Source organism: Streptomyces sp. P3 (genome assembly GCF_003032475.1).
GTDB lineage: Bacteria > Actinomycetota > Actinomycetes > Streptomycetales > Streptomycetaceae > Streptomyces.
This window is the reverse complement of sequence record NZ_CP028369.1, coordinates 7,764,161-7,781,802: the sequence shown is the minus strand read 5'-3', so window position 1 is coordinate 7,781,802 and position 17,642 is coordinate 7,764,161. Positions and strand designations below refer to the sequence as shown.

Below are 17,642 nucleotides of genomic sequence, written 5' to 3'. Positions count from 1 at the left end.
CCGGCCACCGACCCTCCAGGAGCCCCGCCATGGCATCCTCACCCGACGACCTCCCGCCGACGCCCCCGCCGACCGGTTCCCCGCTCGCGCGCGATCGCGGCCTGCGCCGCAGCCGCCGTCTGACCCGGTGGATCGCCGTCACCGCCGTGGCCGGCGCGGCGGGGCTGGGCAGCCTCTACACGCATCTGCTGCCAGGAGGCTCGGCATCTCCCCCACCGACCGTCACCCCATCCGCGCAGAACCGGGCGACGTCCTCCTCCGCCCCCGCGACGGGAGGGAACGAGCGGAGTGACCACCACGAGGACGACGACGAGGACGACGACGAGGGCGCGGCCCCTGCCGCTCGACCGGCGCCGCAGCCTCCTGCCCGACCACCGGCTCCCACCCAGCAGCGGCCGCACACGACGACGGGGGCGTCATGACCACGCACACGCCCGCCCCCTCCCCCGCCCAGGTCGTCTTCCCCGCCCTGGGCACCACCGCCACCCTGCTCGTCACCGACCCGGGAGCCCTGCCCGTCGCGGCAGAGGTCCTGCGCACCGAACTCCGCGCCGTCGACCTGACCTGCAGCCGCTTCCGGCCGGACTCCGAACTCACCCGCGTCAACCTGGCCGCGGGTGCCCCGACGACAGTGAGCGAACACTTCGCCGACGCGCTCCAGGCCGCCCTGCGGGCCGCCCGGATCACCGACGGCGCCGTCGACCCGACCGTGGGCGGCGCGGTGATCGCGCTCGGCTACGACCGTACCTTCGCCTCCGTGCGCCCCGACGACGCGCGCCCGGTGCCCGTCGGCCGCCCCGCGCCCGGCTGGCAGCGGATCAGCTGGAACCCGCGCACCCGGCGGCTCCGTCTGCCCCCGCACACCCGCCTCGACCTGGGCGCCACCGCCAAGGCCCGCACCGCCGACCGTGCCGTCCACCAGGCCGCCGCAGCGACCGGGTGCGGGGTCCTGGTCGGTCTCGGCGGCGACCTGGCCGCGGCCGGGCCGACACCGGAGGGCGGATGGCGGATCGCTCTCGCCGACGACCACGCGCAGTCCGTGACGGAGCCGGGCCCGGCCGTGGCCTTGACCGGCGGGGCCCTGGCGACCTCCGGCATCCGGGTGCGCGCCTGGCGACGCGGCGGACGCACCCTGCACCACATAGTCGACCCCGCCACCGGGGAACCGGCCCCGCCCGTGTGGCGCACGGTCACCGTCTCGGCCGCCACCTGCGTGGACGCCAACACCGCGAGTACGGCGGCGGTCGTGCTCGGCGAACGGGCCGTGCACTGGCTGCGCTCCACCGGCCTGCCCTCCCGCCTGGTCGGCCTCGACGGCACCGTCGTACGCCTCGGCGGCTGGCCACCCGACTCCCCGGCCCCCGACCCCGGAGGTCCGCGATGACGCCCCTCGCCCTCGCGGGCAGCCCCCTGTGGTACGCCGGGCGCGCCGGCGGCACCCTCGCTCTGATCCTGCTCACCGCCACCGTGGTACTCGGGATCGCCTCCGGCGGGCGGTCCACACCCCGCCGGATCGGCCGGTTCGAGATCGGGCTGCTGCACCGCAACCTGTCCCTGCTCACCCTGGTGTTCCTCACCGCGCACGTCGTGACGGCGGTGCTCGATCCGTTCGTGCACCTGGGGTGGGCGGTCGCCGTGGTCCCGTTCGGAGCGTCGTACCGGCCGCTCTGGCTCGGGCTCGGCACGGCCGCGGCCGATCTGCTGCTCGCGGTGCTGGTCACCAGCGCAATGCGGCTACGACTGGGGGTGCGACGCTGGAAGGCGGTGCACTGGCTGGCCTACGCCGCGTGGCCGCTCGCCCTCTTCCACGGTGCCGGAACCGGCACCGACACCCGCCTCCCGCTCCAGCTGTGGCTCTACGCCGCATGCCTGGCCTCGGTGGTCGCCGCCGTGTGGTGGCGCCTGGCGAAGGCCGGTCCCGGACGGGTGGCCGGGCGCCTCGCGGCCGCCGCGACCGCGATCGCCGTACCGGTGGCGCTGACCGCCTTCCTGACCGCCGGGCCGCTCCAGCCCGGCTGGGCCCAGCGTGCCGCCACGACCGCGCTGCTGATCGGAGGCGGACGGTGAACCACTCGACCGCGGCGCCCTTCACGCCCGGCCACCGCGCACCCGGGCCGGACAGCTCCGGCGCGCGGCTGCTGGCGGGATGGCATGCCACCGGGCGACCGGCCACTCTGGCCGATCACCTGCGACGCTACGGGCCGCCTCCCTTCACCGGGGGCACGCCGGGGCTGGTCGACTCCGTCGAGGCGGCCGGGCTCACCGGACGTGGCGGCGCCGGGTTTGCGACAGCCCGGAAACTGCGGGGCGTGATGGACGGCCGGGGCCCGGCTGTGGTGGTCGTCAACGCCATGGAGAGCGAACCCGGCAGCCGCAAGGACCAGTTCCTGCTCGCCGTCGCACCCCACCTGGTCCTCGACGGCGCCGTCCTCGCGGCGGCCGAGGTCGGAGCCGACACCGTCCACGTGTGCCTGCCCCGCACCCGCACCGCCCAGCACCGGCAGCTCGGCACCGCCGTGGAGGAACGGCGACGCGCCCGCCTCGACCCCGTACGGATACGCCTGCACGCCCTGCCGCACGGCTACGTCTCCAGCGAGTCGACGGCACTGGTGCGCTGGCTCGACGGGGGACCGGCCCGTCCGCAGGGCAGCCCTCCGCGCAGCCACGAACGCGGGGTCGCCCGGCGCCCCACCCTCGTCCACAACGCCGAGACCCTCGCCCACCTCGCCCTCATCGCCCGTCACGGACCGGACTGGTTCCGGCAGGCCGGCACCGTGGACGAGCCCGGCACCACGCTCGTCACCGTCTCCGGGGCCATCGCCGCTCCCGGTGTCCTGGAAGCACCGCTCGGCACGCCTCTCGCCACACTGCTCGACCGTGCCGGAGGCCCCACGGGACCCGTCCGGGCCATCCTGCTCGGCGGCTTCGCCGGCACCTGGCTCCCGGCAGAGAACGTGCACACACCCCTTGCCCGCCGCGAACTGGCTCCGCTGGGCGCCTCACCCGGCGCGGGCGTACTCGTCGCGCTTCCCCACACGGCCTGCGGGCTGACGGAAACGGCCCGGATGCTCGCCTTCCTTGCGGCCCACGGCGCCCGCCAGTGCGGGCCCTGCCGCTACGGGCTGCCCGCCGTGGCCGAGGACTTCGCCGCACTGGCCGCCGGACACGCCCATCCGGAGCTGCTGTCCCGCCTGCACCGCCGGACCGGTCTGCTGCCGGACCGGGGCGCCTGCCGTCACCCCGACGGTGCCGCCCGCCTGGCCGCCTCCGCCATGCGTACCTTCGCCGACGACGTCGGCCACCACCTCACCCACGGCACCTGTCCCGCGGCCCACCGACCGCCTCGCATTCCCGTACCGCCCGCCACGCCCCTGGAGACCTGGCGATGAACCCGAACCGGATCCTGCGCATCGACCGGATCGCCTGCACCGGTCAGGGCCTGTGCGGCGAACTGCTCCCCGAGCTGATCGACCTCGACGAGTGGGGCTATCCCATCCTCAAGGACCGCATCGTCCCCGACCGGCTGCGCAGCCACACCCGACGGGCCGTCGCCGCCTGCCCCCGCCTGGCCCTGCACACCGACGACACCTGAGGGTGGCGCGCAGACCGGCCGCTTCCCCCGCTCTTCCCCGGCCGTCGACGTGTATCGACCGGGCGCGCCGGCCTGGCACAGGGACTGCCCGGCTTCTCGTGAGGAGTTCCTGTGCCGTCCGTCCGGCCCGGAAGCAGAGCCGGACGTCCCCTTCCGCAAGGGCCGGGTGCCACGATGGGATGGAGGGAGACGATCCGGCGGTCACCGTGCCGGACCGACCGAGGTGTGCCATGAACCACTCCACTCTCGCAGCGCGGCTGCACCGCCTGACCGCCCCCGGCTTGTCCCGACTGCTCGAACCGGTCCTCCTGGCCGTCACGGCGTCAGCTCTCACCGGCGGCGGCGTCGCCTGGCTCGCCGACGCCCCGCGCCTCGCCGACCTGCTCTGGGCTCTGGGCACCGTGGCCGCCGTCGTCCCCGCGGTGTGGTGGGTGCTGGCCGCGTTGCGGCGCGGACAAGCGGGCGTGGACCTGATCGCCGTACTCGCGCTCGGCGGGACCCTGGCCGTGGGTGAGTACCTGGCAGGTGCGCTGATCGCGCTGATGCTCGCCACCGGGCGCACCCTGGAGGCCGCGGCGCAGCGGCGCGCCTCCCACGACCTGCGGGCCCTGCTCGAACACGCACCGCGCTCGGCACACCGGCGCACGGGCGCGGGTGTGACCACGGTACCGCTGGGACAGGTCGTCGTCGGTGACCTGCTCGTCGTCCGTCCCGGTGACGTCGTGCCCGTCGACGGCCGGGTGGAAAGCGCCGCCGCCGTGCTCGACGAATCGGTGCTCACCGGTGAGCCCGTCCAGGTCGAGCGGCTCCTGGGTGAAGGAGTGCGCAGTGGTGTGGTCAACGCCGGTGGCGCCTTCGAACTGCGGGCCACCGCCACCGAGCGGGACAGCACCTACGCCGGGATCGTACGGCTGGCCGAGCAGGCCGGGGCCGAGTCCGCGCCCGTCGTGCGGCTGGCCGACCGCTACGCCGCCTGGTTCCTTCCGCTCTCCGTCGTCGTCGCCGGACTGGCGTGGCTGATCAGCGGGTCCGCCGTCCGGGCGGTCGCCGTCCTGGTCGTCGCCACCCCGTGTCCGCTGCTGCTGGCCGCCCCGGTCGCGATCGTCTCCGGTCTCTCCCGCGCCTCCCGTCTCGGCGTGGTCGTCCGCGACGGCGGCGCGCTGGAGAACCTCGGCCGGGCCCGCACTCTGCTGCTCGACAAGACCGGCACCCTCACCCGAGGCCGCCCGCGGGTCCTCGACGTCACCGCCGCCCCCGACCTGAAACCCGCGGAAGTCCTGCGGCTGGCGGCCTCACTCGACCAGTACTCGCCGCACGTCCTGGCTCAAGCCATCGTCGACACCGCCGGAGAACGCGGACTGGAGCTGACAGCCTCGACGGACGTCACCGAAGAACCCGGCCGAGGCCCCACCGGCACCGTGGACGGGCGCCGGGTCTCCATAGGCCGCCTCGCCCCCGACACCGCGCGGCCCGTCTGGGCCGGGGCGGTCGACAACCGCGCCCTGCTCGACGGCGCGGCCGTCGCCTGGCTCACCGTCGACGGAGAGCCGGCCGGCGCGGTCCTGCTGCGCGACCCCCTGCGCCACGATGCCCCGCGCACCCTGCGCCACCTGCGGGCGGCCGGCATCAGCCGATTGCTGATGCTCACCGGCGACCGGGCCGCGCCCGCCCGGGAAGTCGCCGCCGTCCTCGGTCTGGACGACGTGCGCGCCGAACTCAGCCCGGCCGACAAGGTCGCCGCCGTCCGCGCCGAACGCGAGCACGCGGTCACCGTGATGGTCGGCGACGGCGTCAACGACGCTCCGGCCCTGGCCGCCGCCGACATCGGGGTCGCCATGGGCGCGCGCGGCTCCACCGCCTCCTCCGAGGCCGCCGACATCGTCCTGACCACCGACCGGGTCGACCGTCTCGCCGACGCCGTCACCATCGCCCAGCGCGCCCGCCGCATCGCCGTCCAGAGTGCCCTCGGCGGCATGCTGATGTCCCTGGTCGCCATGGCCGCGGCCGCGGTCGGCCTGCTCCCGCCCGCCGTCGGCGCGCTGCTCCAGGAGGGCATCGACGTCGCCGTCATCCTCAACGCTCTGCGTGCCCTGCGCGTCGATCAGGCCGCACGACCGGCCCTCACCCCCGCCGCCGAAGCGCTCATCCACCGCTTCGCCGACGAACACCACGACCTCCAGGACGTCCTCGACGCCGTACGCGACGCAGCCGATCGCCTCTCCGACGAGCCCGGCCCCGCGGCACTCGCCGCCGTGAAGGAGTCCCACCGTCTGCTCGTCGAGCGGCTGCTGCCTCACGAATACGCCGAAGAACACGAGCTCTATCCCGCGCTCGCCCCCACCCTCGGCGGCCCCGAGGCCACCGCCACCATGAGCCGCGCCCACACCGAGATCGAACGCCTCTCGCGCCGGATCGCCACCCACCTCGAACTGGCCGGTGCCGACGGGGGCCCGGCCCCCGAACAACTCGACGATCTGCGTTCCTGCCTCTACGGCCTGAACACCGTCCTGCGGCTGCACTTCACGCAGGAGGAGGAGAACTACTTCTCCCTCGCCCCCTGAAGGGCCCCAGGAAGGCTTCGGTGCCTGCGACGACCGACGGGCGTGCGGGCGCGGCCGGCCCACACCGCCTCGATGGCGTCGGCCTCGACCACGTCGTCGATGTCCCGTACCAGTGCCGGCAGTTCGGGGGACGAGGTCCTCCTCCAGCCGTCCCTCCAACGTCACCACGCCGTTCTGCACGGTCACTTCGACGGCATGTGGATCCAATAGCTGCTGCCTGACCAGGGACTCGGCCTCGGCCTGGATCACTGGATCCCCCGCCTGCGGGAGGCGCTCGACCGGGCCGACCTGGCCTTGGAGCAGGCCGAGCACGAGGACGGCGTAGGCGGCGTAGGGCGGCGCTGGGCGGCGCTGGGCGGCGCGGTCAATCGAGCGGTGAGGGGTGGTTACTGGAAGGCAGCGTGGATCTCGTGTTCGGTCGCCGTGTGGGAGACGAGGAGGAGTTCGTCGCCGGGGCGCAGCCGCTCCGCCGGGTCCGGCACGGTCGGCTGCCCCGCGCGGACGATCGTGGCGACGACCGTCCCCTCGGGCAGCCGGACTTCGCCGAGGGCCCGGCCCGCCGTCCTGGACTGCTCCGTGATGGCCGTTTCGATGACCTCGACGCCGGCCTTGCTGAGCCGCAGCAGGGCGACGGTATCGGTGGCGCCGGTGGCCTCCTCGATGAGGGAGATCAGCGGGGTGGCGGAGGGGACGGCGACGTCGACTCCCCAGCGTTCGTCGAACAGCCAGGCGTTGTCCGCGTCGTTGACGCGGGCGGCGACGCGGGGCACCGAGAACTGCCGTTTGGTGAGGAGGCTGATGACGAGGTTGTCCTCGTCGTCGCCGGTGGTGGCGATGACGAGGTCTGCGGTCAGGGCGCCGGAGTGTTCCAGGAGGGCCGGTTCGCAGGCGTCGCCCGCGACCAGCCGCACCGAGAGGCGACCCTCCAGCTCGGCCACGCGGTCGTCGTCGATGTCGATCAGGGTGACGTCGTTGCGGGCCGCTGCGAGCACCTGGGCGATCTGGGTGCCGAGCCGTCCCGCGCCGGCGATGAGCACGTTCACGTTCCCAGCTCCTTGTCGAGGAAGCCTCGCAGCCTGCCGAGCGCGGTGGCGGCGACGGCGAAGGTGACCAGGTCGCCCGCCTGGGCGGAGGTGCCGTGCGCGGGGATCAGGGAGCGGCCCCCGCGGGTGACCTCGATGACGCGGATCTCGCCGTCGACGTCGAACTCGGTCAGCCGTCGGCCGACGAGGTAGGCGGGCGCCTCCGAGCGGACGAGGAGGGTCTCGCCGTTGCCGAAGTCGAGTTCGGGGCTCAGGTGGCGGTGCAGCAGCATCTGGTGGAGCTGGTGGACGGTCCAGCGGACGCTGGCGATGGTGGAGATGCCGAGGTCACGGTAGATGTCGGCGCGCCGCGGGTCGTAGATGCGGGCGACGACGATCGGCACGCGGTAGGTGTCCTTCGCCGTGCGGGCGCTGACGATGTTGCTGTTGTCTCCGGAGGTGACGGCGACGAAGGCGTCCGCGTGCTCGATCCCGGCGGCCTGTAGGACGGCGCGGCTGTAGCCGTTGCCCTCGTGGAAGCTGATGCGGGGGCTGTCGGGCAGCCGCCGGGCGGCCTTGGGGCGCCGGTCGACGACCTCGACGTCGTGTCCTTCGGAGGCGAGCAGAGCGGCGAGGCCGGCGCCCACCCGTCCACAGCCGACGACGATCACTTTCACCGTGGGGCTCCTTTCCGGCGCGCGTCACGTCGGCGCAGCCACGCCTTGCGGATCTCGTCCGCGAGCAGGGGCAGAGTGCCGAGGGCGGCCAGGACGGCCCAGTCGGCGGCGGCGAGCGGGGCGGTGTTGAACACCGCCTGCAGCGGGGGCAGGTAGCTGATCGCGGCCATGAGGGCGACGCCGAAGCCGCCTGCGGCGAGCAGGGCCGGGTTGGACAGCAGGCCCACTTTCAGGATGCTCTGCCGGTCGGTGCGCACGGCGAGCGCGTTGAAGAACTGGCTGAGCACGATCCCGGCCTGGACCATGGTGATCGCCTCCCGGTACACGGGTGTGTCCTTGGTGAAGTCGTCGAACGGGATCCCCGAGGCGGTGATGTGCCAGAAGAAGACGGCGGTGACGCAGGCCGCCTGGATGCCGCCGAGGAACAGGATCCGTCCCATCACGGCGGCCGAGAACAGCCGCTCCCGGCGGGAGCGCGGCGGGCGGTCCATGACGTCGGGTTCGGGCGGCTCCGCCCCGAGGGCGAGGGCCGGCAGCACATCGGATCCCAGGTCGATGGCGAGGATCTGCACGGCGCTGATGGGCACCAGCGGGAATCCGGCGAAGGTGGCCGCCAGGATCGGGACGAGCTCGCCGATATTGTGACTGAAGAGGTAGACGAGGAACTTGCGGATGTTCTGGTAGACGGCGCGGCCGAGCCGTACCGCCACCGCGATGGAGGCGAACGAGTCGTCCAGCAGGACCATGGCGGCCGCCTCGCGGGCCACGTCGGTGCCCCCGGCCCCCATCGCCACACCGATGTCCGCGTGCTTGAGCGCGGGGGCGTCGTTCGCACCGTCCCCGGTCACCGCCACCACCTCACCCCGCCGCTGGAACGCGGTCACCACGCGCATCTTGTGCTCCGGGCTGACCCGGCACAACAGCAGCTCGGACGGCTCGGCGAGCAGCGCGTCCAGCGCCCCGTCGTCCATCGCGTCGAGCCGGCCGCCCGTCACCACGACCGGATCGGGCCGCCGTACGATCCCCACCCGGCGGGCCACGGCCTCCCCGGTCAGCGGGTGGTCCCCGGTGACCATGACGATCCGGATGCCGGCCCGTCGGCAGGCGGCGACCGCGTCGGTGACCTCCGGGCGGGGTGGGTCCAGCATGCCGACCAGGCCGAGGAGAGTCAGCCCGGACTCGGCCTCGTCCTGTGCGGGGCGGGGCCCGTCCAGCTCCCGCCGTGCGACGGCCAGTACCCGCAGCCCCTGTGAAGCCAGCTCGTCACCCGCCGCGACGACCGCAGCCCGGTCCCGCCCGGTCAGCGGCCCGCGCCGCCCGTCCCACTCCCGGTCGGTGCAGCGCACGAGCAGTTCGACGGGCGCGCCCTTGACGTACGCCTGGTGGCCCGTGCCGGTCTTGTGGACGGTGGTCATCAGCTTGCGGTCCGAGTCGAAGGGGAACTCCGTCACCCGCGGCGCCGCCTCCCCCTCCGCCTCCAGTTCCAGACCGCCCTTGGCCGCTACGACGAGCAGCGCGCCCTCGGTCGTGTCGCCGAGCACCCTCCAGCGCTCCTTGGGGCCCGTCGGCGCCACCAGGCGGGCGTCGCAGCACAGGCCCGCCACCCTCAGCAGCTCGCGCACCGGCGCCGGCTCGGCCACCTCCCCGTGCGGGGCGTACCCCACACCGGTCACCGCGTGGATCACGCCGTCCGTCCACACGCGGGTGACGGTCATCTCCGCCTGGGTGAGCGTCCCGGTCTTGTCGGTACACACCACGGTGGTCGATCCGAGCGCCTCCACCGCCAGCAACTGCTTGATCAGGGCCTGGCGGCGCGCCATCCGCCGTACGCCGATCGCCAGGGACACCGACAGGGTGGCGGGCAGCCCTTCCGGGACCAGCGCCACCATCACCCCCAGCGCGAACACGAACGAGGACACGACGGACTGGCCGGTGGGCAGCCGTACGGCGAACATCAGCGCGCCGATCGCCAGGGCCGCCCCCGCCACCCGTCGGGCCATGACGGCCACCTGGTACTGCAACGGCGTCTTCTGCCGGGGCGCGGCGGCGGCCAGTCGGTAGATCCGCCCGAACTCCGTCGTCGCACCGGTGGCGAACACCACGGCCCGGCCGGCTCCCGCGACGACGTCGGTCCCCATGAAGACGCAGTTGCGGGCCTCCAGCGGCGGCCCGGCCGCCACCGGATCGGCCGTACGGCCCACCGCGTTGCTCTCCCCGGTCAACGGAGCGTTGTTCACCGCCAGTTCGTGCGCCTCGACCACCCGGCAGTCCGCCGACACCGCGTCCCCCGCCTCCAGCACCACCACGTCACCGGGCACCAGGTCCCGGGCGGGCACCTCCAGCCGTTCCCCGCCGCGCAGCACCCGGCAGACGTGCGGCACCATCGCCTCCAGCGCCTGCGCCGTCCGCTCGGCCGAGTACTCCTGCGCGAAGCCGATGGCCGCGTTCAGCACCACGACGGCCAGGATGGCCACCGCCAGCTGCAGGGTGCCCGCCTCACGCGGTTCCTGCAGCCCGTACGCCAGGAAGGTGATCGCCGACGCGACGAGCAGCACCACCGCGAAGAGATCCGTGAACTGCGCCCCCACCTCGCGCCATACGGGACGTCGTCGCGCACGCGGCAACTCGTTGGCCCCGTACCGCTCCAGCCGCTCCAGCGCCTGCGCCGACCCGAGGCCGCGCCGTGAGGTGTCCAGCGCGGAGAAGACATCGGCAGCCACGAGTTGTCGTACCGAAGCATCAGGAGCGCAAAGGGAAGGGCCACCGACCGCCGCGCTCTCCTGCGCGCCGGGCGACGGATCCGTATCCGTATCCGTGCGCATCACGCGGACCCGTGAGATGACCCGGTCCTCGTCGCCGGTGTCACCGACCGGACGACGCAAAGGGCCTTGGACGAGGCTTCCATCACGGGCTCCAGGGTTTCGGCGGAGGTCTCGCCGGTTCGCCGCCACGGAATCGGCGGTGCCCTGCCATCGTGTGCGGGCCCGGCGGATGCCACCAGGGCCGTCCGGGGCAGACGAGGGGCCGTCCGGCCCCTCGCACCCAGTCGGTGATGACGGGGCAGCGGGCGTGGTGCGGCGCTTTCTGGCTCACCGGGCCAGGCAGCATGCCCAACCCGTGAACCCGCCGTGACCGCGAGTCCCCACGACCAGGACCGGGGCGCGTTCCGCGGGGTCTGGCTCGACACCCACGACGATCGGCCGACGTCCGTGCACACCGCTCATGGCGCCTCCAGGTGATCTCCGCGCCGCCGTCTGTCCGCTCTCCATCCAGCCTCGCTCCTTCCGCCGAGTGCCGCACGCCGCGGCTCCACCAGGGCGACAGCCTGGACGACGTGCCGAAGGCCGTCGCCGCGTGGCCCTGCCGTCGGGACCGTCCGGCCCATGCGGCTCACGCCCACCGGGCGGAGAGTGGAAGCAGGAACGCACGCGACACGAGGAGGCGGAAGCCATGTGGCACCGCACCGTGAGCGACCTCATGACCACGTCGGTCGTGAAGGTGCACCGGGACACCGGCTTCAAGGAGCTGGCCAAGCTGCTCGCCGAGTACGACATCACCGCCGTACCGGTCGTGGACGACGAAGAACACGCCGTAGGTGTGGTCTCCGAGGCTGACCTGCTGCGCAAGGAGGCCGCCCAACTGGATCCGGCGGGGCTGCTGCCCGTGCTGCGTCCGCGGCCCGCCGACCGGGCGAAGGCAGAGGCCACGACCGCCGAGGGACTGATGAACAGCCCTGCCGTGACGGCCAGGCCTCAGTGGACGGCGGTGGAGGCCGCCCAGGTCATGGAGCGTCACCACGTCAAACGGCTGCCGGTGGTCGACGAGGCCGACAGGCTGGTCGGTCTGGTCAGCAGGGCCGATCTGCTCCGTGTCTTTCTGCGGGGCGACAGCGCCCTCCGGGAGGAGATCTCGGGAGAGGTACTCCTGCGCACGCTCGGGATCACGCCCGGCGCGGTCACCGTGCGGGTCGTCGACGGCCGGGTGTCGCTGAAGGGCACCGTCGAGCGCAAGTCACTCGTCCCGGTCGTCATCCGCCTGTGCCAGGGCGTGGACGGAGTGGTCGACGTCTCCGCGGAGCTGCACCACCGGGTGGACGACACCTCCACGGTGCCGGAGCCCGAGGCGTCACGCCGCGCGGGACTGGCCACGTGAGCGGAAGTGCCAACACGAGACGAGGTGGCCGGACATGACCGGGACTCCGTACAAGGTGAGCGATGTGATGACCCAGACGGTTGTGGCCGTCGGGCGTGACGCGCCGTTCAAGGAGATCGTGCGGACGATGGAGCAGTGGAAGGTCAGCGCCATGCCCGTGCTGGAGGGAGAGGGACGCGTCGTCGGTGTCGTCTCCGAGGCCGATCTCCTGCCCAAGGAGGAGTTCCGCGAAGGCGAGCAGAGCCTCTCCCAGCAGCGACTGCGCCTGGCCGATGTCGCCAAGGCCGGTGCGACCAGGGCGGAGGAGCTCATGAGCACCCCGGCCGTCACCGTCCACCCGGACGCCACTCTCGCCCAGGCCGCGAGGATCATGGCCGTCCGGCACGTCAAGCGGCTGCCCGTGGTCGACGACATCGCCATGCTCCAGGGCGTTGTCAGCCGTGCCGACCTGCTGAAGGTCTTCCTGCGGTCGGACGAGGAGATAGCGGACGAGGTCCGCCGGACTGTGGTGTCCTCTCTGTATCCGACCGCCGGCCACTCGCTCGACGTCACCGTGCACGAGGGGGTCGTCACCCTGCGTGGACACGTTCGCGACACCGCGCTCGTCCCCATCGCCGTACGCCTGGTGCGCACCGTCGAAGGGGTCGTGGACGTCGAGCAGCAGCTCACCGGCCACAGCTAGCGCACCTTTGCGACCTGCGCTTGTGCGGGGGCGATGAGGCTGTGACCTGCCAGGACGGGTTGCAAAGGCGACGACCCGCAGACACCAACCCTCCTGGTTCCACCGTTCCTTCACCTCTGCGCTCAGGGCGGGGCAGGCCGGGGCCCGGTCCTGTCCCGCCCTGGGGCTCACCGCGTCAGGGTCAGGGGATCTTCACCAGCTTCCACTGCTGGTTGGTGGCGCCGGTGGTGGGCCACTGGATGATGGCCGCGCCGTCGGCGGTGGAGTTCGCGGAGACGGCGACGTTGTAGGCGTTCGAGCGTGACTCGATGGTGTAGTTGCCGTTGTCGGCCGGGGCGATCTGCCACTGCTGGTTCGGCTGGCCGGTCGCAGTCCACAGCTGGAACTGGGTGTCGGGCGTCGTGGTGGCGAAGGGGATGTCCAGTGCCTTGTTGCTGGCGACTCCGGTGACGGTGTAGTAGCCGGCGCTGTTGCGGGCCAGCCTCCACTGCTGGTTGGTGGCGCCGCTGTCGGCCCACTGGATGATGGGTGTGCCGTTGGCGGTGGCGCCTCCGGAGGCGTCGAGCGCCTTCCCGCTCCGCACGCTGACGATCTTGTAGGTCCCGGAGAGGTCGGGGACCGTTCCGGGGGTGATGGACAGGTTGGAGTACTGCACGGGGTAGTAGCCGGCGGTGCCGAGGCCGGCCATGCCGCCCTGGTAGCCGGTGTCGGTGACCGTGCCGACCGTGGTGCCGTCGATCTTGGCGGTGATCGTGGAGCCCTGGAAGCCGAGGGACAGCTTGTGCCAGGTGTTCGTGCCGGGCGCGGACACGGTGCCGCCGGCCAGGGTGGTCCAGATCCAGGTGTTGTTCGTGGTCCAGCTCGTCTTCAGCAGCGACCAGGTGCCGGTGTCGGACAGCCGCAGGTGGTAGGCGTTCAGACCGCCGTTGTTACGGCCCTGGGTGCCGACCCGGCCGAGGATCTCGGCGGCGCTGCCGCTCTTCTCCAGCAGCACGTCCGAACTGACGGTGTAGTTGCTCCAGCCCAGCTCGCCCATGATCGTGTAGGGCTGGGTGCTGTTCTCGTGGGTCCACTTGATCGGCTGGACCTGTGCCGTCTGGCGCAGGCACTGACCGGTGCGGCCGCCGGCGCAGGAGGCCGACTCGAACGCGCCGTTCATGGTGGCGAAGTACCTGGCCTCGCGTCCGGCGCTGTAGCCGGCGAAGGTGTCGGAGTAGGACAGTGCGAGCTGGCTGCGCTGGGGGGAGGTGACCGTGCCGGGGGCCTGCCCGCCGGTGGTGGTCACCGTGTAGACACGGCCGGGCTGCAGGGTGAGTGTGTAGGTCCCGCCGGTCGCCGCAAGGTCGGTGCCGCGCACCATGGCGGGCGTGTCCTTGCCGGGCTGCGACAGGTCGGTGGACCACACCCGCAGGGTGCCGCCGGGAAGCCCGCCCGCCACCTTGAGGCTGACGGTCTGCGCCTCGGTGGCCTGCGTCGTCTCCAGGACGGTGCTCCAGGCACTCTTGTCGGGTGCGGCGTAGCTGACGTAGCTGCCGTTGACGCGGTTGCCCCCGAGGTAGCCGCCGGCGGTGTCGAGGTACTTCCAGCCGGGCGCGGTGAACTGGGTCGTCTGCGCGATGACCCAGGCGGTACGGCCCACACGGTAGTTGCCGGACCAGGGCTGGTTGGCGTTGACCAGACCGACGGTCTCGAAGTCGAGGTTCTGGTAGATGGACGCGACGATCGGCCAGTTGATGTAGGCGGTGGTCCTGGCGTCGAGGTAACCGCGGTTGAGGGCGCGGGCCACCGGCGCAGCACCGGTCTCGGCGTCCTGCGAGCCGTTCTCACTGGCCCAGATCGGCTTGCCGAGTGTCTGGGCGTCCGAGGTGGACGAGCAGGCCGTCATCGCGGAGATGCCACCGCAGGTGTAGTGGCCGCCGGCGATGTCCACGGCGTCGTACAGGGCGCTGTCGTTCTTCATGTCGGTGGCGATCTTCCAGGCGTTGTCTCCCCAGTTGTCGCCGCCGACCAGCTTGAGCGAGGAGTAGCCGTTCGCCCGCAGGGCCGACTTCAGGCTCACGTACCAGGAGGCGACGTAGTCCTTCTCGTTCCAGCCGCCGAGGTAGTCGACCGTCAGACTGTGCTGCTTGGCGCAGTTCAGCCAGGACAGGTAGTAGTCGATCATGTCCTGGGAGTGGAAGGTGCCGTTTCCGATCCAGCCGGGCGCGCCCCAGGGCATGCCGAGGATCTTGATGTTGGGGTTACGGGCCTTGGCCTGCTCCATCAGCCACCACTGGTAGCCGGCGTCGCAGTCGATGGTGCCCCTGGTGTGCTGGTGGCTGGCCTCGGCGCCGTCGGTGGAGTTGGTGTCACCGCCCATCTCCACCTTGAGGATCTGCAGGTTCGCGCCGTAACCCGGCTTGAACAGGTAGTCGAGGACCTGGTTGCGCTGGGTGGCCGGGTAGTCGTACAGCAGGCGCGTGTTGCCGCCGCCGCCACTGATCGCCCCCACACCGTCGAAAGTACGGCCGCCGCTCGTGCCGTCCACCGTGATCGAGGTGGCGGGTATGGATGCCTGCGCGGTCGACGGGAACGGCCCGTAGAGCAGGGCGAGCGTGAGGAACAAGACGGCAAAGGCCGCCAACCGTCTGGTGTGCCTGCCGGGCAGACGCAGGATGTCGGGCAAGGGTCGGTCCTCCTGGGTGGTTCCGCGCCGAGGTTTCGGCACGTACGAGAGGGGAGGTGTTGTGGGAGTGCGAGGTGCCGGGTGTATGCCCCAGGCCGGGGATCATGCGCCCCGGCCTGGGACGGCTCCTCGCGTACGAGCGCCAGTCGGGTGTCACCGAAGGCGGGGCGCGACGCCGCTCGCCGCGGCCAGTGGTGTGCCGCGTCGCCGAGTCCGGTGGGGTAGTCGGTCGTGGCCTCGTGGTGGACCGGATGGAGGGGTGGTCAGGGACCTTCCGGGGGTCTCAGGTGCGTGTCCACTTCTGGTTGGCTCCTCCGGTGCAGGTCCACAGGAGCAGCTTGGTGCCGTTGGCGGTCGCGGCGCCGGAGGCGTCCAGGCACAGGCCGGAGAGGTTGTTGGTGATCGTGCCGTTCGCGTTGGCGGTCCACTTCTGGTTGGTGCCGCCGGTGCAGTCCCAGATGATGACCTTGGTGCCGTTGGTGGTGCCGCCGTTGTCGGCGTCCAGGCACTTGTTGCCGTAGACGACGAGTTCGCCGCGCGAGGTCTGGGTGAAGGTCTGGTTGCGTCCGCCGGAGCAGTCCCAGATCTGTGCCTGGGTGGCGTTGACGTAGGTGTTCTTGTCGATGTCCACGCAGCGGTTCGAGGCCGTGCCGACGAGGGCGGTGCCGTCGGTGCCGGGGATGCCCTGGACGCGCAGGGCGTCGATGTCGGGGGCGGTGCTGCCGGAAATCGCGGCGAACTTCACGGTGTTGGCGCCCTTGGCCAGGTGGGCGAGCACGGACACGGTGCGGTAGGTGGTGGCCGAGCCGGTCGGCGGGAAGGCCACGCGGTAGGGGAACTGGCCGTTGACCTGGACGGTGGCCCTGCGGGCCGTGCTGCCGCCGTTGGCGTAGGTGATGTCCACCAGCTTGGTGCCCGCCGAGGAGGCGGTGACACCGGTGAACGTCGGGGTGGTGGCGGTGGTGGTGTCCTCGAAGGTGGAGCCGGACGCCTCGGTACCGGAGACGGTCAGCAGCACCGCGTCGTTCGCCGGCACGGAGGTGGTGTAGCCGGTGGCGAACGAGCCGGCGTCCGTACGGGTCCAGGCGTTGCGCACGGTGGCGGACGCGGTGGTCAGGCCGAGGTCGGCCCAGCGGACGGTGATGTTCGCGGCGGAGCCGGTGCGGTTGAACAGCATCACCGCGCGCCTGCCGGTGCCGGACAGCACCTTGCCGTACACCTGCAGGTTGCGGGTGTCCTCGGCGACCTTGACGCCCTGCAGTCCGCGCGGGTCCTGGTCGACGGCCAGAACCTCGGGGTTGGTGAGGATGTCGCGGGTCTCCGCGCTCATCGTGGCCACGTTGTTCCCGGCCAGCAGCGGTGCCCCGGAGATCGACCACAGGCTCATGTGCAGCCGGTTGCGTGCGGCGCTCATACCGCTCAGGCCCACCATCATCATGTCGGGGTCGTTCACGTACCCCGTGTGCTGGGCGGCGGGCTGCAGGGCCTGGTCGAAGTTGCGGTACATCTTCGTCAGCCCCGGCGTCTCCTTGTAGAAGAGGACGTCGTCACTGGTGCGCCACAGGTCGCCGTAACCCGTCGCCCAGTTCCACGGCAGTCCCGTGCCCCACTCGCAGAAGGACAGCACCAGCTTGCGGCCGGTGAGCGCGGAGGCGGCCTCGTTCGCGGCGGAGATCTGCTTGTACTGCGTCTCCTGGTTCAGGCCCTCCACCCGGCCGCCGCACCAGTCGATCTTCACGTAGTCGAAGCCCCAGCGCTGGAAGGTCTCCAGATCCTGCTGGTAGTGGCCCTCCATACCGGTGTTGGGCGCGGCCGGCCGGGTCGTGGGGTAGTAGTAGCCGCAGCCCTGCTTGCCCGCGTCGGTGTAGATACCGGCCTTCAGGCCCTTGCTGTGGATGTAGTCGGCGATCGCCTTCATGCCACCCGGCCACAGGTTCTCGTCCACGACGATGTTGCCGGTCGCGTCACGGGCGCCCTGCCACCAGCCGTCGTCGAGATTGACGTACTTGTAGCCGGCCGCCGCCATACCGGAGGAGACCAGGGCGTCGGCCTGCTGCTTGATCACGTTGGAATCGATGCTGCTGAAGAACGAGTTCCAGGACGCCCAGCCCATCGGCGGCGGGGTGACGTCGATCTGGCTGGTGCTCACGGCGACCGGTTCGGCGGACAGGGACGCCGGCGGCTCCGGCCGGTCAAGAGACGCCAGACCCAGGACGGCGAGTCCGGTGGCGAGGACCTGCGCAGTGATGCGCCTGGTCCAACTTCGTTCAGCGGTGCGGAACATGCGGCTC

Annotated in this window: 13 protein-coding genes; 8 read left to right on the top strand and 5 right to left on the bottom strand. The window is 72.1% G+C overall.

Going from position 1 to position 17,642, the window contains the following annotated elements; genetic code table 11:
• Positions 1 to 29: 29 nt before the first annotated feature.
• From C6376_RS34400 to C6376_RS34375, 6 genes are all read left to right on the top strand, one after another.
• Complete coding sequence (locus tag C6376_RS34400; RefSeq protein ID WP_107446975.1) at positions 30 to 422, top strand: hypothetical protein; 393 nt, start codon at positions 30 to 32, stop codon at positions 420 to 422.
• Positions 419 to 1,384 carry an FAD:protein FMN transferase gene (locus tag C6376_RS34395; RefSeq protein ID WP_107446974.1) on the top strand — a complete coding sequence of 322 codons (966 nt, stop codon included), beginning with the start codon at positions 419 to 421 and terminating at the stop codon, positions 1,382 to 1,384. The genes C6376_RS34400 and C6376_RS34395 overlap by 4 nt, the downstream gene beginning before the upstream one ends.
• Positions 1,381 to 2,067, top strand: coding sequence for a ferric reductase-like transmembrane domain-containing protein (locus tag C6376_RS34390; protein ID WP_107446973.1), 687 nt, complete (start codon positions 1,381 to 1,383; stop codon positions 2,065 to 2,067). The genes C6376_RS34395 and C6376_RS34390 overlap by 4 nt, the downstream gene beginning before the upstream one ends.
• A complete protein-coding gene (locus C6376_RS34385) occupies positions 2,064 to 3,389 on the top strand; it encodes an NADH-ubiquinone oxidoreductase-F iron-sulfur binding region domain-containing protein (protein WP_107446972.1) in 1,326 nt (441 codons plus the stop codon). The genes C6376_RS34390 and C6376_RS34385 overlap by 4 nt, the downstream gene beginning before the upstream one ends.
• On the top strand, positions 3,386 to 3,592 hold the full coding sequence (locus C6376_RS34380) for a ferredoxin (RefSeq protein WP_107446971.1): 207 nt from the start codon (positions 3,386 to 3,388) through the stop codon (positions 3,590 to 3,592). The genes C6376_RS34385 and C6376_RS34380 overlap by 4 nt, the downstream gene beginning before the upstream one ends.
• Before the next feature lie 230 nt (positions 3,593 to 3,822).
• Complete coding sequence (locus C6376_RS34375; RefSeq protein ID WP_107446970.1) at positions 3,823 to 6,153, top strand: heavy metal translocating P-type ATPase; 2,331 nt, start codon at positions 3,823 to 3,825, stop codon at positions 6,151 to 6,153.
• A gap of 386 nt (positions 6,154 to 6,539) precedes the next feature.
• On the opposite strand, the gene C6376_RS34365 is transcribed toward C6376_RS34375, so the two are convergent.
• The 3 genes from C6376_RS34365 to C6376_RS34355 are packed head-to-tail and all read right to left on the bottom strand — an operon-like array spanning position 6,540 to position 10,572.
• The gene (locus tag C6376_RS34365) at positions 6,540 to 7,196 is read right to left on the bottom strand and encodes a TrkA family potassium uptake protein (RefSeq protein ID WP_107446969.1); all 657 of its coding nucleotides are present in this window, start codon (positions 7,194 to 7,196) and stop codon (positions 6,540 to 6,542) included.
• Positions 7,193 to 7,852 (bottom strand): TrkA family potassium uptake protein, encoded by a 660-nt coding sequence (locus tag C6376_RS34360; RefSeq protein WP_107446968.1) that lies wholly within the window; start codon positions 7,850 to 7,852, stop codon positions 7,193 to 7,195. Before C6376_RS34360 ends, C6376_RS34365 begins: the two co-directional genes overlap by 4 nt.
• Positions 7,849 to 10,572, bottom strand: coding sequence for a cation-transporting P-type ATPase (locus C6376_RS34355; RefSeq protein ID WP_254076183.1), 2,724 nt, complete (start codon positions 10,570 to 10,572; stop codon positions 7,849 to 7,851). The genes C6376_RS34360 and C6376_RS34355 overlap by 4 nt, the downstream gene beginning before the upstream one ends.
• Positions 10,573 to 11,302: 730 nt before the next feature.
• On the opposite strand from C6376_RS34355, the gene C6376_RS34350 reads away from it, so the two are divergent.
• Together C6376_RS34350 and C6376_RS34345 are read left to right on the top strand one after the other, a co-directional pair.
• Positions 11,303 to 12,004: a CBS domain-containing protein gene (locus C6376_RS34350; RefSeq protein WP_107446967.1), complete on the top strand. Its 702-nt coding sequence runs from the start codon at positions 11,303 to 11,305 to the stop codon at positions 12,002 to 12,004.
• Positions 12,005 to 12,038: 34 nt separating this feature from the next.
• Positions 12,039 to 12,686 (top strand): CBS domain-containing protein, encoded by a 648-nt coding sequence (locus tag C6376_RS34345; RefSeq protein ID WP_107446966.1) that lies wholly within the window; start codon positions 12,039 to 12,041, stop codon positions 12,684 to 12,686.
• Between the two features lie 181 nt (positions 12,687 to 12,867).
• Here the strand turns inward: C6376_RS34345 and C6376_RS34340 are convergent, their stop codons facing one another.
• The gene (locus C6376_RS34340; RefSeq protein ID WP_254076182.1) at positions 12,868 to 15,351 is read right to left on the bottom strand and encodes an RICIN domain-containing protein; all 2,484 of its coding nucleotides are present in this window, start codon (positions 15,349 to 15,351) and stop codon (positions 12,868 to 12,870) included.
• A gap of 283 nt (positions 15,352 to 15,634) precedes the next feature.
• On the bottom strand, positions 15,635 to 17,635 hold the full coding sequence (locus C6376_RS34335; protein ID WP_107446965.1) for an RICIN domain-containing protein: 2,001 nt from the start codon (positions 17,633 to 17,635) through the stop codon (positions 15,635 to 15,637).
• Positions 17,636 to 17,642 lie beyond the last annotated feature (7 nt).

What these genes read in the sequence shown, in the direction of transcription:
- C6376_RS34380 (WP_107446971.1), top strand. Translation starts at nt 3,386, where the DNA reads ATGAACCCGAACCGGATCCTGCGCATCGACCGGATCGCCTGCACCGGT.
- C6376_RS34350 (WP_107446967.1), top strand. Translation starts at nt 11,303, where the DNA reads ATGTGGCACCGCACCGTGAGCGACCTCATGACCACGTCGGTCGTGAAG.
- C6376_RS34375 (WP_107446970.1), top strand. Translation starts at nt 3,823, where the DNA reads ATGAACCACTCCACTCTCGCAGCGCGGCTGCACCGCCTGACCGCCCCC.
- C6376_RS34395 (WP_107446974.1), top strand. Translation starts at nt 419, where the DNA reads ATGACCACGCACACGCCCGCCCCCTCCCCCGCCCAGGTCGTCTTCCCC.
- C6376_RS34400 (WP_107446975.1), top strand. Translation starts at nt 30, where the DNA reads ATGGCATCCTCACCCGACGACCTCCCGCCGACGCCCCCGCCGACCGGT.
- C6376_RS34345 (WP_107446966.1), top strand. Translation starts at nt 12,039, where the DNA reads ATGACCGGGACTCCGTACAAGGTGAGCGATGTGATGACCCAGACGGTT.
- C6376_RS34335 (WP_107446965.1), bottom strand. Translation starts at nt 17,635, where the DNA reads ATGTTCCGCACCGCTGAACGAAGTTGGACCAGGCGCATCACTGCGCAG.
- C6376_RS34390 (WP_107446973.1), top strand. Translation starts at nt 1,381, where the DNA reads ATGACGCCCCTCGCCCTCGCGGGCAGCCCCCTGTGGTACGCCGGGCGC.